The sequence below is a fragment of the Citrobacter rodentium NBRC 105723 = DSM 16636 genome (assembly GCF_021278985.1).
Taxonomy (GTDB): Bacteria; Pseudomonadota; Gammaproteobacteria; order Enterobacterales; family Enterobacteriaceae; genus Citrobacter_A; species Citrobacter_A rodentium.
Map to the genome: position 1 here is coordinate 4,845,224 of NZ_CP082833.1, position 15,698 is coordinate 4,860,921.

General features: G+C 55.0%; 11 protein-coding genes and 7 tRNA genes. 15 read left to right on the forward strand and 3 right to left on the reverse strand.

Annotated elements, in window-relative coordinates; genetic code table 11:
• Nucleotides 1–483: 483 nt before the first annotated feature.
• Nucleotides 484–2,151: a glutamine--tRNA ligase gene (gene glnS / locus K7R23_RS23070; RefSeq protein WP_012905013.1), complete on the reverse strand. Its 1,668-nt coding sequence runs from the start codon at nt 2,149–2,151 to the stop codon at nt 484–486.
• 149 nt (nt 2,152–2,300) lie between these two features.
• Here glnS and tnpA point away from each other — a divergent pair, with 149 nt between their 5' ends.
• The 3 genes from tnpA to K7R23_RS23085 are packed head-to-tail and all read left to right on the forward strand — an operon-like array spanning nt 2,301 to nt 4,916.
• Nucleotides 2,301–2,978: an IS66-like element accessory protein TnpA gene (tnpA, locus tag K7R23_RS23075; protein ID WP_012904569.1), complete on the forward strand. Its 678-nt coding sequence runs from the start codon at nt 2,301–2,303 to the stop codon at nt 2,976–2,978.
• Nucleotides 2,978–3,325 (forward strand): IS66 family insertion sequence element accessory protein TnpB, encoded by a 348-nt coding sequence (gene tnpB, locus K7R23_RS23080; protein ID WP_012904570.1) that lies wholly within the window; start codon nt 2,978–2,980, stop codon nt 3,323–3,325. The genes tnpA and tnpB overlap by 1 nt, the downstream gene beginning before the upstream one ends.
• Nucleotides 3,326–3,344: 19 nt before the next feature.
• Entirely contained in the window at nt 3,345–4,916 is a 1,572-nt protein-coding gene (locus tag K7R23_RS23085) for an IS66-like element ISCro1 family transposase (RefSeq protein ID WP_012904571.1), read from the forward strand.
• Nucleotides 4,917–5,065: 149 nt separating this feature from the next.
• On the opposite strand, the gene nagE is transcribed toward K7R23_RS23085, so the two are convergent.
• The gene (gene nagE / locus K7R23_RS23090; protein ID WP_012905012.1) at nt 5,066–7,015 is read right to left on the reverse strand and encodes a PTS N-acetyl glucosamine transporter subunit IIABC; all 1,950 of its coding nucleotides are present in this window, start codon (nt 7,013–7,015) and stop codon (nt 5,066–5,068) included.
• A gap of 339 nt (nt 7,016–7,354) precedes the next feature.
• Here nagE and nagB point away from each other — a divergent pair, with 339 nt between their 5' ends.
• From nagB to K7R23_RS23150, 12 genes are all read left to right on the forward strand, one after another.
• On the forward strand, nt 7,355–8,155 hold the full coding sequence (nagB, locus tag K7R23_RS23095; protein ID WP_012905011.1) for a glucosamine-6-phosphate deaminase: 801 nt from the start codon (nt 7,355–7,357) through the stop codon (nt 8,153–8,155).
• A 59-nt stretch (nt 8,156–8,214) separates the two neighbouring features.
• Nucleotides 8,215–9,363 carry an N-acetylglucosamine-6-phosphate deacetylase gene (nagA, locus tag K7R23_RS23100; protein ID WP_012905010.1) on the forward strand — a complete coding sequence of 383 codons (1,149 nt, stop codon included), beginning with the start codon at nt 8,215–8,217 and terminating at the stop codon, nt 9,361–9,363.
• 8 nt (nt 9,364–9,371) lie between these two features.
• Nucleotides 9,372–10,592, forward strand: coding sequence for a DNA-binding transcriptional regulator NagC (nagC, locus tag K7R23_RS23105; protein ID WP_012905009.1), 1,221 nt, complete (start codon nt 9,372–9,374; stop codon nt 10,590–10,592).
• Nucleotides 10,593–10,637: 45 nt separating this feature from the next.
• Nucleotides 10,638–11,390, forward strand: coding sequence for a ribonucleotide monophosphatase NagD (nagD, locus tag K7R23_RS23110; RefSeq protein WP_012905008.1), 753 nt, complete (start codon nt 10,638–10,640; stop codon nt 11,388–11,390).
• Between the two features lie 253 nt (nt 11,391–11,643).
• A complete protein-coding gene (gene asnB / locus K7R23_RS23115) occupies nt 11,644–13,308 on the forward strand; it encodes an asparagine synthase B (RefSeq protein WP_012905007.1) in 1,665 nt (554 codons plus the stop codon).
• Between the two features lie 221 nt (nt 13,309–13,529).
• Nucleotides 13,530–13,606 (forward strand) — tRNA-Met (locus K7R23_RS23120).
• An 8-nt stretch (nt 13,607–13,614) separates the two neighbouring features.
• Nucleotides 13,615–13,699: transfer RNA gene (locus K7R23_RS23125), tRNA-Leu, on the forward strand.
• 54 nt (nt 13,700–13,753) lie between these two features.
• Nucleotides 13,754–13,828: transfer RNA gene (locus tag K7R23_RS23130), tRNA-Gln, on the forward strand.
• A gap of 34 nt (nt 13,829–13,862) precedes the next feature.
• Nucleotides 13,863–13,937 (forward strand) — tRNA-Gln (locus K7R23_RS23135).
• A 15-nt stretch (nt 13,938–13,952) separates the two neighbouring features.
• Nucleotides 13,953–14,029: transfer RNA gene (locus K7R23_RS23140), tRNA-Met, on the forward strand.
• A gap of 115 nt (nt 14,030–14,144) precedes the next feature.
• Nucleotides 14,145–14,219 (forward strand) — tRNA-Gln (locus K7R23_RS23145).
• Nucleotides 14,220–14,317: 98 nt separating this feature from the next.
• A tRNA-Gln gene (locus K7R23_RS23150) sits at nt 14,318–14,392 on the forward strand.
• Nucleotides 14,393–14,514: 122 nt separating this feature from the next.
• On the opposite strand, the gene ubiF is transcribed toward K7R23_RS23150, so the two are convergent.
• Entirely contained in the window at nt 14,515–15,690 is a 1,176-nt protein-coding gene (gene ubiF / locus K7R23_RS23155; protein WP_012905006.1) for a 3-demethoxyubiquinol 3-hydroxylase, read from the reverse strand.
• Between the last annotated feature and the right edge of the window lie 8 nt (nt 15,691–15,698).

Sequence of the window (15,698 nt, forward strand, 5' to 3'; positions counted from 1 at the left end):
TTTATCCTCTTTGACGTATTCCCTTTGTCCCGGATTGCGTCGGGTCGCCGCCCTGATGCAACACGAAAGACTTGGGGTTTAAATTGCTGATGCAAAAAGCAAACAGCGAAAAAAATAAAAGTTAAAAGTAGCGTCGAGAAAAACCTCGCTGACTACAGTGAATAGACTATTTTTCGCGACGCGAATTATTAATACCTTTCTGTAACGAGAATGTAAGAGTATGAGCAACCGCACATATTTTCTTGTTTTCTGTTACATTTCATTCATGTAAAAAAAGAGAGCGCTCAGCGAAAAAATTTCGTTATTGTTCATCAACATGAAAACGCTTTCATGCCGTTATTCATTTGATGTATCAATTTATTAAATTAAACCATTTGTTAAAGAAATTAATTACGGAATGGGAATTAATTCGCTTCGCAAAGTGAGATTTCAGGGCGAAAAAAACGCCGCAGAACGCGGCGTCAGGAAGGTTTATGGCAGAGCTTATTCGCCGATTTTCGCCCAGGTATCGCGCAGACCGACGGTACGGTTAAAGACCAGTTTATCCGCCGTAGCGTAGCGGCTGTCGAGGCAGAAATACCCTTCACGTTCAAACTGGAACGCTTTCCCGGCCACCGCATCTTTTAATGACGGCTCGGCAAAGCCCTGCTTAATGACCAGTGATTCCGGGTTGAGCACCGACAGGAAATCTTCCGCCGCGCCCGGGTTCGGCACGCTGAACAGACGATCGTAGAGGCGAATCTCCACCGGCAGCGCATGGGCCGCGCTCACCCAGTGGATAACGCCCTTCACTTTACGTCCGTCCGCCGGATCTTTACTCAGGGTGTCGGCGTCATAGCGACAGAAGATGGTGGTGATATTGCCTTCCGCGTCTTTTTCCACGCGCTCCGCTTTAATCACATAGGCGTTACGCAGACGCACCTCTTTGCCCAGCACCAGACGCTTGTACTGCTTGTTGGCCTCTTCGCGGAAATCGGCGCGATCGATCCAGATCTCGCCGCTGAACGGCACTTCACGGCTGCCCATTTCCGGTTTGTTCGGATGATTCGGCATGGTGACCAGCTCGCTTTCGCCCTGCGGATAGTTTTCGATAACCAGTTTAACCGGATCGATCACCGCCATCGCGCGCGGCGCGTTTTCGTTCAGATCTTCACGAATGCAGGACTCCAGCGAGGCCATCTCAATGGTATTATCCTGCTTGGTCACGCCGATGCGTTTGCAGAACTCACGGATGGCGGCTGCGGTATAGCCGCGGCGACGCAGACCGGAAATGGTCGGCATACGCGGGTCGTCCCAGCCTTCCACATGCTTGTCCGTCACCAGCAGGTTCAGCTTACGCTTGGACATAACGGTGTATTCCAGATTCAGGCGCGAGAATTCATACTGGCGCGGATGAACCGGAATAGTGATGTTATCGAGCACCCAGTCATACAGGCGACGGTTATCCTGGAACTCCAGCGTACACAGCGAGTGGGTAATGCCTTCCAGCGCATCGCTGATGCAGTGGGTAAAATCGTACATCGGGTAGATGCACCATTTAGTGCCGGTCTGATGGTGTTCGGCGAATTTAATCCGGTACAGCACCGGATCGCGCATAACGATAAACGGCGACGCCATATCGATTTTCGCGCGCAGGCAGGCTTTACCTTCTTCAAAACCGCCGGTACGCATTTTTTCAAACAGCGCAAGGTTCTCTTCCACGCTGCGATCGCGGTACGGGCTGTTTTTACCCGGCTGAGTCAGAGTACCGCGGTATTCACGGATCTGCTCCGGCGTCAGCTCATCAACATAGGCCAGGCCTTTGTTGATCAGCTCAACGGCATAGGCGTGCAGTTGATCAAAGTAGTCCGAAGAGTAGCGAACCTCGCCAGCCCAGTGAAAACCTAACCACTCAACGTCGTTTTTGATCGAATCAACGTACTCGATATCTTCTTTTACCGGGTTAGTATCATCGAAACGCAGGTTGCACTGGCCCTGATAATCTTGCGCGATGCCGAAGTTCAGGCAGATGGATTTCGCGTGGCCAATGTGCAGATAGCCATTTGGCTCCGGCGGAAAACGGGTATGGACCGTGGTGTGCTTACCACTGGCCAGATCTTCATCAATGATCTGGCGAATAAAGTTGCTCGGGCGGGCTTCAGCCTCACTCATCGTGGATTCCTCAAAGCGTAAACAACGTATAACGGCATATGATCTTATAAGCCGGACAGGCTGACAACCTTTAGTTACGCATAATACGTATTAAACGTAAGCGTCTCATTTAAACCGTCTGGTCTGTTTCCTCCGGCTCCACAAAAATAATGTCCATCATTTTTAGTGGACACTATCGTATGGAATACCGGACCTGGATTACTGAAGCTTTACGCCTTCACTTCGAAGAACATTTACCTCGGGTTGTGGCCGGACGTCGCCTGGGTGTACCAAAATCAACAGTTTGTAGTATGTTCGTGCGCTTTCGGAGAGCTGGCCTTTCGTGGCCTTTGCCCGCAGGCATGTCGGAGCAGGAACTTGATGCCTGCCTTTACGGACAATTTTCCACGGTACCAGTCGTACGTCCTGAAAGCACCGTTATATCCGAAACCCCCGTGGTAAAAAAACGTCCCCGGCGGCCCAACTTCCCTTATGAGTTTAAAATCGCCTTAGTGGAGCAGTCACTGCAGCCCGGAGCCTGTGTGGCGCAGATCGCCCGGGAAAACGGAATCAACGATAACCTGCTCTTCAACTGGCGCCATCAATACCGGAAAGGTGGCCTGCTGCCTTCCGGAAAAAATATGCCGGCACTGCTTCCCGTGACGTTAACGCCGGAGCCGGATAATAAAATCCCGGCCCCCGCACAGGAACCAGAGCAGATAAATACACCGTCCGACAGTCTGTGTTGTGAGCTGGTTCTGCCGGCCGGAACTCTCAGGCTTAAAGGTAAACTGACGCCGGCGTTATTACAGACACTTATCCGCGAAATAAAAGGGAGCAGCCACTGATGATATCTCTCCCTGCAGGTTCGCGTATCTGGCTGGTTGCAGGTATCACCGATATGCGAAATGGCTTTAACGGCCTGGCATCAAAAGTTCAGAACGTCCTGAAGGATGACCCGTTCTCCGGACACCTGTTCATCTTCCGCGGACGCCGGGGTGACCAGATAAAAGTGTTGTGGGCTGACAGTGACGGACTGTGCCTCTTCACCAAACGCCTGGAGCGGGGCCGCTTCATCTGGCCAGTCACCCGTGACGGCAAGGTGCACCTTACTCCGGCTCAGTTATCCATGCTTCTTGAAGGTATCAACTGGAAGCACCCGAAACGAACGGAACGCGCTGGAATCCGCATATAACCCGTTGTAAAGTGAGGATATGGACACCTCACTTGCTCATGAGAACGCCCGCCTGCGGGCACTGTTGCAGACGCAACAGGACACCATCCGCCAGATGGCCGAATACAACCGCCTGCTCTCACAGCGGGTGGCGGCTTATGCTTCCGAAATCAACCGGCTGAAGGCGCTGGTTGCGAAACTGCAACGTATGCAGTTCGGTAAAAGCTCAGAAAAACTTCGCGCAAAAACCGAACGGCAGATACAGGATGCACAGGAGAGAATCAGCGCACTTCAGGAAGAAATGGCTGAAACGCTGGGTGAGCAATATGACCCGGCACTGCCATCCGCCCTGCGCCAGTCTTCAGCCCGTAAACCGTTACCGGCCTCACTTCCCCGTGAAACCCGGGTTATCCGGCCGGAAGAGGAATGCTGTCCTGCCTGTGGTGGTGAACTCAGTTCTCTGGGATGTGATGTGTCAGAGCAACTGGAGCTTATCAGCAGCGCCTTTAAGGTTATCGAAACACAACGTCCGAAACTGGCCTGTTGCCGGTGCGACCATATCGTGCAGGCACCAGTACCTTCAAAACCCATTGCACGCAGTTATGCCGGAGCGGGGCTTCTGGCCCATGTTGTCACCGGGAAATATGCAGACCATCTGCCGTTATACCGCCAGTCAGAAATATACCGTCGTCAGGGAGTGGAGCTGAGCCGTGCCACACTGGGGCGCTGGACAGGTGCTGTTGCTGAACTGCTGGAGCCGCTGTATGACGTCCTGCGCCAGTATGTGCTGATGCCCGGTAAAGTCCATGCTGATGATATCCCCGTCCCGGTCCAGGAGCCGGGCAGCGGTAAAACCCGGACAGCCCGGCTGTGGGTCTACGTCCGTGATGACCGTAACGCCGGTTCACAGATGCCCCCGGCGGTCTGGTTCGCGTACAGCCCGGACCGGAAAGGCATACATCCACAGAATCACCTGTCCGGTTACAGCGGAGTGCTTCAGGCCGATGCTTACGGTGGCTACCGGGCGTTATACGAATCCGGCAGAATAACGGAAGCCGCGTGTATGGCCCATGCCCGGAGAAAAATCCACGATGTGCATGCAAGAGCGCCAACCGATATCACCACGGAAGCCCTGCAGCGTATCGGTGAACTGTATGCCATCGAAGCAGAAGTCCGGGGATGTTCAGCAGAACAGCGTCTGGCGGCAAGAAAAGCCAGAGCTGCGTCACTGATGCAGTCACTGTATGACTGGATACAGACTCAGATGAAAACACTGTCGCGTCACTCGGATACGGCAAAAGCGTTCGCATACCTGCTGAAACAGTGGGATAGCCTGAACGTGTACTGCAGTAATGGCTGGGTGGAAATCGACAACAACATCGCAGAGAACGCCTTAAGGGGAGTGGCCGTAGGCCGGAAAAACTGGCTGTTCGCGGGTTCTGACAGCGGTGGCGAACATGCGGCGGTGTTGTACTCGCTGATCGGCACATGCCGTCTGAACAATGTGGAGCCAGAAAAATGGCTGCGTTACGTCATTGAGCATATCCAGGACTGGCCGGCAAATCGGGTACGCGATCTGTTGCCCTGGAAAGTTGATCTGAGCTCTCAGTAAATATCAATACGGTTCTGGCGAGCCGCTTACTATTAAACGGAAATATTGCGGCTGTTTGCTGCAAAAAAAAGCGGCAGAGGTTTCCCCTGCCGCTGATGTTTCTTTTATCCTGCCGGACGGCGGCTATGCCTTATCCAGCCTGTATCAACTTACCCTTTGATCTCGTACAGCGGCGTTTGTCCCGCCACTACGTGACCTTCGGCTTTCAGCACCAGCGCGCTGAAGTCGTCGATGTTGCTGCAAACCACCGGGCTAATCATAGAGCGCGCGTTGGCGTTCAGATAGTCCAGATCCATTTCCAGAATCGGCTGACCTGCGGTCACTTGCGCGCCCTCTTCAACCAGGCGTTTGAAGCCCTGACCGTTCAGCGCCACAGTATCAATACCCATGTGGACAACGATCTCCGCGCCTTTTTCCGTTTCCAGGCAGAACGCGTGGTTGGTGTTGAAGATTTTCACAATGGTGCCAGCCGCCGGAGAAACCACGGTTTTATCCGTCGGTTTAACCGCCACGCCGTCGCCCACCGCTTTGCTGGCGAACGCTTCGTCAGGCACCTGATCCAGCGCAACCACCTCACCGGTAATCGGCGAAACCAGCTCGGCAATCGTTACCGCATTCGGCACCGCCTGCGGCTTCGCAACCGGCGCTGCGGCTGGCGCCGGAGCGGCTTCAGCAGAGGCGGCGGCGACCGGGCCACGCGCAACCACTTTCTTCATCGCGTCGCCGATGGACTCGGCTTTCGCGCCCACAATAACCTGAATGGTTTGCTTGTTCAGCTTAACCACGCCGGAGGCGCCAAGGCGTTTACACATTGCATCGCTGACGCGCGCAGAGTCGCCCACGGTCAGGCGCAGACGAGTGATACAGGCGTCGATCGCTTTCAGGTTGTCCGTACCGCCGACCGCGGCAATATAGTTGGTCGCCAGCTGCGTCAGCCCCTCTTCGGTGTTGCTGTTCGCTTCTTCCGTTACCACGTCGTCTTCTTTATCTTCGCGGCCCGGCGTTTTCAGGTTAAACATACGAATAACCGCGCTGAACAGCAGGAAGTAAATCACGAAGAAAGCCAGGCCCATCACCAGCAGCATCCAGACGTTGTCGCTCGCCGCCGGCAGGCTGTACATCAACACGTAGTCGATGGCCCCTGCGGAGAAGGAGAAGCCCGCGTGGATACCCAGCAGGGTGGCGATAAACAGGCTGATGCCGGTCAGCACCGCGTGCAGGAGATACAGCAGCGGCGCAAGGAACATGAACAGGAATTCCAGCGGCTCGGTAACGCCGGTCAGGAACGCAGTAATCGCGACGGACAGCAGCATACCGCCAACCATCGGACGACGCGCTTTTGGCGCAGCCAGGTACATCGCCAGCGCCGCGCCCGGCAGACCGAACATCATGATCGGGAAGAAGCCGGACATGAACATCCCCGCGGTGCCGTCACCCGCGTAGAAGCGGTTGATGTCGCCGTGGAATACCGTACCCGCCGCGTTAGTGAACTCGCCAATCTGGAACCAGGCGATGGTGTTCAGCACCTGATGCAGACCGGTTGGGATCAGCAGACGGTTGATGAAACCAAAGATACCGGAGCCGAACGCGCCCGCAGAGACGATCCATTCACCGCCTGCATGAATAGCGTGCTGTACCGGCGGCCAGACGTAACCGAAAATAGCCGCCAGCACCAGGCAGAAGAAGCCGGTGGCGATGGGCACAAAACGTTTACCGCCAAAGAAGCTCAGGAAGTCAGGCAGTTTGATATCCGCCCAACGGTTGTACACGGCGCCGCCGACCAGGCCGGTAATGATACCCGCCAGCACGCCCATGTTAATTTCCGGGTTAATGGTGACCATCGCTTTGGTCAACACGAAATAACCCACCGCCCCCGCCAGCGCAGCCGCACCGGCGCTGTCTTTGGACCAGCTCGATGCCACACCGATGGCGAAAATCAGCGCCAGGTTGTCAAAAATCGCTCCGCCCGCTTGCGCGATAAAAGCGACATTCAGTAAATCTGGCTGACCGAATCGCAGCAATAGCGCCGCCACCGGCAGCACTGCGATAGGGAGCTGTAACGCCCTACCCAGCCGCTGGAAAAAACCTAGAATGTTCATTTATTCCCCCTACGAGACCCCGATATGGCCGTTCAGGCCGTATTTTTATGTGTGTAGCTCAACGCCTAAATGTGATGTTCTGGTCATCAAGTTGTTAGATCATCTCCTGGAAGAGTGTCTGAAAATTTAATTCGTACCGCAAATTAAACGGGTGTTTTTTGTGAATTCAATCACCAAATATCGTTATTATCTCTCCCTTTCTCTGGCTAACGGGGAAAACTTATTTTATCATTCAAAAAATCATGACGGATGGGTCCGGTTGTCTGAGACCAGGTTACGCTTAAAGCTGCACTAACGCGCTATCCGCCAACGGCTTACATTGACTTTCTGAGGTGAAGAATGAGACTGATTCCCCTGACTACTGCTGAACAGGTCGGCAAATGGGCTGCACGCCATATCGTTAACCGTATCAACGCCTTTAAACCGACAGCCGATCGTCCGTTTGTGCTGGGTCTGCCAACCGGCGGCACGCCGCTGACGGCATACAAAGCGTTAGTCGAAATGCACAAAGCGGGCCAGGTCAGCTTCAAACATGTCGTGACGTTCAATATGGACGAATATGTCGGCCTGCCGAAAGAGCATCCTGAAAGCTATCATAGCTTCATGCACCGCAACTTCTTTGATCACGTTGATATTCCAGCTGAAAACATTAACCTGCTCAATGGTAACGCGGCGGATATTGACGCAGAATGCCGTCAATATGAAGAAAAAATCCGTTCTTACGGTAAAATCCACCTGTTTATGGGCGGCGTGGGTAACGATGGTCACATCGCATTTAACGAACCGGCATCCTCTCTGGCCTCCCGTACCCGTATCAAAACCCTGACGCACGATACCCGCGTGGCGAACTCCCGTTTCTTTGACGGCGATGTGGATCAGGTGCCGAAGTATGCGCTGACCGTTGGCGTGGGTACGCTGCTGGATGCCGAAGAGGTGATGATTCTGGTGCTGGGCCATCAGAAAGCCCAGGCGCTGCAGGCGGCGGTAGAGGGGAACGTAAACCACATGTGGACCATCAGCTGCCTGCAGCTGCACCCGAAAGCGGTTGTGGTTTGCGATGAGCCGTCCACGATGGAGCTGAAAGTTAAGACACTGAAATATTTCAACGAGTTAGAAGCCGAAAATATTAAAGGTCTGTAATGAAGTCTCCGCCCTGCCACTGCGTTCAGGGCGGCATTTTTTTGAAATCGGGGGTCGGAATGTATGCGTTAACCCAGGGCCGGATTTTCACCGGCTACGAAATTCTTGATGACCATGCGATTGTTGTCGCCAATGGCCTGATCGACAGCGTTTGTCCGGTGGCTGAACTGCCGCAAGGGATCGAACAACGTTCACTGAACGGGGCCATTCTTTCCCCCGGTTTTATCGACGTCCAGCTTAACGGCTGCGGCGGCGTACAGTTCAACGATACCGCGGAAGCCGTTACCGTTGAAACGCTGGAAATTATGCAGAAAGCCAACGAGAAATCGGGCTGCACCAGCTATCTGCCGACGCTGATTACCACCAGCGACGATCTGATGAAACAGGGTGTTCAGGTCATGCGCGAATACCTGACGAAGCATCCGCATCAGGCGCAGGGTCTTCATCTGGAAGGCCCCTGGCTGAACCTGGTGAAAAAAGGGACGCACAACCCCGCTTTTGTCCGCCAGCCGGACGCTGCGCTGGTGGATTTCCTGTGCGATAATGCCGACGTTATCGCCAAAGTAACGCTGGCGCCGGAAATGGTGCCTGCGGAGGTCATCAGCAAGCTGGCGAATGCCGGGATCGTGGTTTCCGCCGGTCACTCCAACGCCACGCTGAAGGAGGCGAAAGCCGGATTCCGCGCGGGCATCACTTTCGCCACGCACCTGTTCAACGCCATGCCGTATATTACCGGGCGCGAGCCGGGTCTGGCGGGGGCGATTCTTGACGAGGCCGATATCTATTGCGGCGTGATTGCCGACGGTCTGCACGTTGATTATGCCAACATCCGCAACGCCAAACGGCTGAAAGGCGACAAATTATGTCTGGTAACGGACGCAACGGCGCCGGCCGGGGCAAATATGGAACAGTTCATTTTTGCTGGTAAAACAATATACTACCGTAATGGACTCTGTGTGGATGAAAACGGTACGCTGAGCGGCTCGTCGCTAACCATGATTGAAGGCGTACGTAACCTGGTTGAACACTGCGGTATCGCGCTTGACGAAGTGCTGAGGATGGCGACGCTCTACCCAGCGCGCGCTATCGGCGTGGATAAACAGCTCGGCAGTATCGCGCCGGGTAAAGTGGCGAACCTGACCGCTTTCACACATGACTTTAAAATCATCAAGACCATCGTTAACGGCAACGAGGTCGTCACTGAGTAAGAGAAAGTATGACACCAGGCGGACAAGCTCAAATAGGTAATGTTGATCTCGTAAAACAGCTTAACAGCGCGGCCGTGTACCGCCTGATTGACCAGCATGGGCCAATCTCGCGGATTCAGATTGCCGAACAAAGCCAGCTTGCTCCCGCCAGCGTAACCAAAATTACGCGTCAGCTGATTGAACGCGGACTGATCAAAGAAGTCGATCAGCAGGCCTCCACCGGGGGCCGCCGCGCCATCTCTATCGTTACCGAAACCCGCGGTTTTCACGCCGTCGGCGTGCGTCTCGGTCGCCACGACGCGACCATTACCCTGTTCGACCTCAGCAGCAAAGTGCTGGCTGAAGAGCACTATCCCCTGCCGGAACGTACCCAGGAGACGCTGGAACATGCGCTGCTTAACGCTATCTCGACCTTTATCGACAGCTACCAGCGCAAAATTCGCGAATTGATCGCCATTTCGGTGATCCTGCCGGGACTGGTCGATCCGGAAAGCGGCATGATCCACTACATGCCGCATATTCAGGTCGAGAACTGGGGGCTGGTTGAGGCGCTGGAACAACGTTTTCGCGTCACCTGTTTTGTCGGTCATGACATTCGCAGTCTGGCGCTGGCAGAGCACTATTTCGGTGCAAGCCAGGACTGTGAAGACTCTATTCTGGTGCGCGTTCACCGCGGTACGGGCGCCGGGATCATCTCGAATGGACGCATTTTCATTGGCCGGAACGGCAACGTCGGCGAAATCGGCCATATTCAGGTTGAGCCGCTGGGCGAACGCTGCCACTGCGGCAACTTCGGCTGTCTGGAAACCATCGCCGCCAATGCCGCCATTGAACAACGCGTGCTGAACCTGCTTAAGCAGGGCTATCAGAGCCGCGTCTCGCTCGATGACTGTAATATCAAAGCTATCTGCAAGGCGGCGAATAAGGGCGACAGCCTGGCCTCTGAAGTCATCGAACACGTCGGGCGGCATCTGGGTAAAACCATCGCCATCGCCATTAACCTGTTTAATCCGCAAAAAATTGTCATCGCCGGTGAAATCACCGAAGCCGATAAAGTGCTGCTGCCCGCCATCGAAAGCTGTATTAATACGCAGGCGCTGAAGGCGTTTCGTCAGAATCTGCCGGTGGTGCGCTCCACCCTCGATCACCGCTCCGCCATCGGCGCCTTTGCGCTGGTAAAACGGGCGATGCTCAACGGGATTTTGCTCCAGCATTTGCTGGAAAACTGATGCGATCTTATAGTAGCGGATTGTCAAACTTTTCCTGGGTAGTACATGACCATTAAAAATGTCATCTGTGATATCGACGGCGTGCTGATGCACGATAACGTCGCCGTACCCGGCGCGGCGGAATTTCTGACTGGCATTCTTGAAAAGGGCCTACCGCTGGTGCTGTTGACCAATTACCCGTCGCAGACCGGGCAGGATCTGGCGAACCGCTTCGCCACCGCCGGCGTCAACGTGCCGGACAGCGTTTTCTATACCTCGGCGATGGCCACTGCGGATTTTCTGCGCCGTCAGGAAGGTAAGAAAGCTTACGTGGTGGGCGAAGGCGCGCTGATCCACGAACTCTATAAAGCCGGATTTACCATTACCGATGTGAATCCCGATTTCGTCATCGTTGGCGAAACCCGCTCCTATAACTGGGACATGATGCATAAAGCGTCTTACTTCGTGGCTAACGGCGCGCGGTTTATCGCCACCAATCCGGACACTCACGGGCGCGGCTTTTATCCGGCCTGCGGCGCGCTCTGCGCGGGCATAGAAAAGATTTCCGGACGCAAACCGTTCTACGTAGGCAAACCCAGCCCGTGGATTATTCGCGCGGCGCTGAACAAAATGCAGGCGCACTCGGAAGAGACGGTGATTGTCGGCGATAACTTGCGTACCGATATTCTGGCCGGTTTCCAGGCGGGGCTTGAAACTATCCTGGTGCTTTCCGGCGTCTCCACGCTTGACGACATCGACAGTATGCCGTTCCGCCCAAGCTGGATTTACCCTTCCGTCGCCGAAATCGACGTTATCTGATTATCCCCTGTCTGATGATGCTTCGCTTATCAGGTCGCTGCCCGTGTGATGCGTCATCTAATAAAATCACCAGAAAATTGCCGAATCATCAATAAATCCCTCTTTTGTGTATTCCTTTTTTATCATTCTACAATGGCTATTGAATTTTTTCTTTTTCAGCCGCCAAAAGTATTGCGCCCTTCTCCGCTTTACGGCATTTTCATTAGCAGACAAAGACAAAAAAGCTATACGCAACAGGTTAACGGAGAAGGTTATGTGTTCGATTTTCGGCGTATTCGATATTAAGTCAGATGCAGGTGAACTGCGTAAAAAGGCTCTCGAGCTGTCACGCCTGATGCGCCATCGCGGCCCGGACTGGTCCGGCATTTTTGCCTGCGATAAGGCCATCCTCGCCCATGAACGTTTGTCGATTGTGGACGTCAACGCCGGCGCCCAGCCGCTGTATAACGAAAAGAAAACCCATGTGCTGGCGGTCAATGGCGAAATTTATAACCATCAGGCGCTGCGCGCCGAGTACGGCGATCGTTACGCTTTCCAGACCGGCTCCGACTGCGAAGTGATCCTTGCGCTGTACCAGGAGAAAGGAGCTGAGTTTCTCGACGACCTGCAGGGAATGTTCGCCTTCGCCTTATATGACACTGAGAAAGACGCCTGGCTGATTGGCCGCGATCATCTCGGGATTATCCCGCTGTATATGGGCTATGACGAACACGGCAACCTGTACGTCGCCTCCGAAATGAAAGCGCTGGTGCCGGTTTGCCGCACCGTTAAAGAGTTTCCGGCGGGCAGCTATCTGTGGAGCCAGGACGGCGAAATTCGCCACTATTACCAGCGCGACTGGTTCGACTACGATGCGGTGAAAGACAACGTCACTGACAAGGCCGAACTGCGCCAGGCGCTGGAAGACGCCGTTAAAAGCCACCTGATGTCCGATGTGCCGTACGGCGTGCTGCTCTCCGGCGGGCTCGACTCTTCCGTGATCTCGGCAATCACGAAAAAATTCGCCGCGCGACGCGTGGAAGATCAGGAGCGTTCTGAAGCCTGGTGGCCGCAGCTACACTCCTTCGCCGTCGGCCTGGCAGGCTCCCCGGATCTGAAAGCCGCACAGGAAGTCGCCGACCATCTGGGCACCGTGCACCATGAGATTCACTTCACCGTGCAGGAAGGGCTGGATGCAATCCGCGACGTGATTTATCACATCGAAACCTACGATGTCACCACCATTCGCGCCTCGACGCCGATGTACTTAATGTCGCGTAAAATCAAAGCGATGGGAATTAAAATGGTGCTGTCAGGCGAAGGCTCTGACGAAGTTTTCGGCGGCTACCTTTACTTCCATAAAGCGCCAGACGCCAAAGAGCTGCACGAGGAAACGGTGCGCAAGCTGCAGGCGCTGCATATGTTTGACTGCGCGCGCGCCAACAAAGCGATGTCCGCGTGGGGCGTGGAGGCGCGCGTTCCATTCCTCGATAAAAAATTCCTCGACGTGGCGATGCGTATTAACCCGCAGGATAAAATGTGCGGCAACGGCAAAATGGAAAAACATATCCTGCGCGAATGTTTTGAATCCTATCTGCCAGCCAGCGTCGCGTGGCGGCAGAAAGAGCAGTTCTCTGACGGCGTAGGCTATAGCTGGATCGATACCCTGAAAGAAGTGGCGGCGAAACAGGTTTCCGACCAGCAGCTGGAAACGGCCAGCTTCCGTTTCCCGTACAACACGCCGACCTCCAAAGAGGCGTATCTGTACCGTGAAATCTTTGAAGAGCTGTTCCCGCTGCCGAGCGCCGCAGAATGCGTGCCGGGCGGCCCGTCCGTCGCCTGCTCGTCCGCTAAAGCTATCGAGTGGGATGAGGCCTTTAAAACCATGAACGATCCCTCTGGTCGTGCGGTAGGCGTTCACCAGTCCGCTTATAAATAAGCGTACCTGATGAAAAGGACCCGAAAGGGTCCTTTTTTTACGCTAATATCTTGCCCATAAAGCGATTAATAACCAATAATTGCCGATTATTGCGTCACGCTGTTCGCAACCTAACCAAACAGTCACATTCCGGCAGTTTTCGATGAAAAAGAGGTTGACGGTACAGGACTCAATACGCATAATGCGCCCCGCAACGCCGATAAGGTAACGCGAAAAAAGAGGGCTACGTAGCTCAGTTGGTTAGAGCACATCACTCATAATGATGGGGTCACAGGTTCGAATCCCGTCGTAGCCACCATCTTTTTTGCGGGAGTGGCGAAATTGGTAGACGCACCAGATTTAGGTTCTGGCGCCGCAAGGTGTGCGAGTTCAAGTCTCGCCTCCCGCACCATTCACCAGTAGGCGTTGCGCGGAGAATCTGAAGTTCTCTGTGCAGAAAATTTGTTGGGGTATCGCCAAGCGGTAAGGCACCGGTTTTTGATACCGGCATTCCCTGGTTCGAATCCAGGTACCCCAGCCATATTTCTTCGAGTTGCGGTTCACCGCCCGGTTATTGGGGTATCGCCAAGCGGTAAGGCACCGGTTTTTGATACCGGCATTCCCTGGTTCGAATCCAGGTACCCCAGCCATCGAAGAAGTACACTGGCTACGTAGCTCAGTTGGTTAGAGCACATCACTCATAATGATGGGGTCACAGGTTCGAATCCCGTCGTAGCCACCATATCCTGAATGCGTTAAATGACTTTGACGAGTTCGAAAACGATTTGTTGGGGTATCTCCAGGCACTATGCTCCGGATTCTGATTCCGGCATGAGATAACCAGCGCTGGATTAAATTGGGGTATCGCCAAGCGGTAAGGCACCGGATTCTGATTCCGGCATTCCGAGGTTCGAATCCTCGTACCCCAGCCAGATTCATAAAACGTTCCGCTAACGAACGCAAGAAGCACGCAAGTGCGGTATCTCCACCGTGTTGATTCCGGCATGAGATAACCGACGCTAAATTAAATTGGGGTATCGCCAAGCGGTAAGGCACCGGATTCTGATTCCGGCATTCCGAGGTTCGAATCCTCGTACCCCAGCCACATTAAAAAAGCTCGCTTCGGCGAGCTTTTTGTTTTTCTGTTCGTGATGCCTGATTCGCCGGATGACGGCACAGGTGCCTTATCCGGCCTACAGGTCATCCGTCCATCAGGCATAAGACGCCTCACAGCCCTAACGCGTACTTCAGCGCCTGACGTTTCAGTACGCCCGCGCGGGCGGCCGCCATCAGGCCGAGATTACGCATCATGCGCAGCGGCGGCAGGTTATTGCTGAATCCGGCGTAGAACAGATCCATTCCGCTCTGCATAATGAAGTTATCGGCCATGCGCCGCATCTGATAACGCTTCAATACCGGCTGGCTGGCCCAGGGCTCGCCATAGCTGCGCGCATTCACCAGCACATCAATCAGCGCATCGACGTCGCGATACCCCAGATTCACCCCCTGCCCGGCCAGCGGGTGAATGGTATGCGCCGCATCGCCCACCAGCGCCAGTCCCGGCTGCACATACTGCAACGCATGTCGCCGGGTCAGCGGGAAGGCGCCTGCGGCAACCGGCGTGACCGGCCCCAGCCGTGTCGGGAAATGTCTGGCTATTTCCGCCTTCAGCTGCGACATACTCAGCGCTTGCAGCTGGCGAATACGCCCAGGCGAGTCATACCACACCAGCGACGCCCAGTTGTCGAACAGCGGCAGGAAAGCGCGCGGACCGTCCGGCGTAAACTGCTGCCAGGTACTGTCGCCCGGCGCATTCTCGCACCGGACGGTAATCAGCATACACGACTGCGCATAATGCCAGGCGTGAATGCCAATACCCGCCATCTGCCGTACCCGCGAGTTCGCGCCATCGGCGCCAACCACCAGTTTCGCCGCCAGCCGCTCGCCGTCCGCCAGCTCCAGTTCGTAACCATCGTGATGGCGATGCAGCGCCATAAGCGAAGCCGGTTCGCGTAGCGTAACGTTCGGATGCGCCGCCAGCGCCTGCCAGAGCGCCTGTTGCAAAACGCTGTTCTCGACCATATAGCCCAGCAGCGGCAGCTTCAGCTCTGCGGCGTCAAACGCCACATGCGCGCTCTCCCACTCCCAGGTTTCCAGCCGACGATAGGGATGGCTGCGCATTCCCTGCACGGCATCCCAGACGCCCAGCTCCTTCAGCAGCGAAACGGACGCGGCGCTGATGGCGGAAATGCGCACATCGGGCTGACTGCCCGCCACAAACGGCGCTGGCGCGGCGTGTTCAATCACCGTAACCGCAAACCCGTGCTGCGCCAGTCCCAGCGCCAGCGCGCCGCCGACCATTCCTCCGCCGACAATGGCGACTTCCGTTGGTTGATTTGTCATGGTCAATC

Excerpts from the sequence above, each read along its gene's own strand:
- glnS (WP_012905013.1), bottom strand. The coding sequence starts at position 2,151 with ATGAGTGAGGCTGAAGCCCGCCCGAGCAACTTTATTCGCCAGATCATT.
- tnpA (WP_012904569.1), top strand. The coding sequence starts at position 2,301 with ATGTCCATCATTTTTAGTGGACACTATCGTATGGAATACCGGACCTGG.
- tnpB (WP_012904570.1), top strand. The coding sequence starts at position 2,978 with ATGATATCTCTCCCTGCAGGTTCGCGTATCTGGCTGGTTGCAGGTATC.
- K7R23_RS23085 (WP_012904571.1), top strand. The coding sequence starts at position 3,345 with ATGGACACCTCACTTGCTCATGAGAACGCCCGCCTGCGGGCACTGTTG.
- nagE (WP_012905012.1), bottom strand. The coding sequence starts at position 7,015 with ATGAACATTCTAGGTTTTTTCCAGCGGCTGGGTAGGGCGTTACAGCTC.
- nagB (WP_012905011.1), top strand. The coding sequence starts at position 7,355 with ATGAGACTGATTCCCCTGACTACTGCTGAACAGGTCGGCAAATGGGCT.
- nagA (WP_012905010.1), top strand. The coding sequence starts at position 8,215 with ATGTATGCGTTAACCCAGGGCCGGATTTTCACCGGCTACGAAATTCTT.
- nagC (WP_012905009.1), top strand. The coding sequence starts at position 9,372 with ATGACACCAGGCGGACAAGCTCAAATAGGTAATGTTGATCTCGTAAAA.
- nagD (WP_012905008.1), top strand. The coding sequence starts at position 10,638 with ATGACCATTAAAAATGTCATCTGTGATATCGACGGCGTGCTGATGCAC.
- asnB (WP_012905007.1), top strand. The coding sequence starts at position 11,644 with ATGTGTTCGATTTTCGGCGTATTCGATATTAAGTCAGATGCAGGTGAA.
- ubiF (WP_012905006.1), bottom strand. The coding sequence starts at position 15,690 with ATGACAAATCAACCAACGGAAGTCGCCATTGTCGGCGGAGGAATGGTC.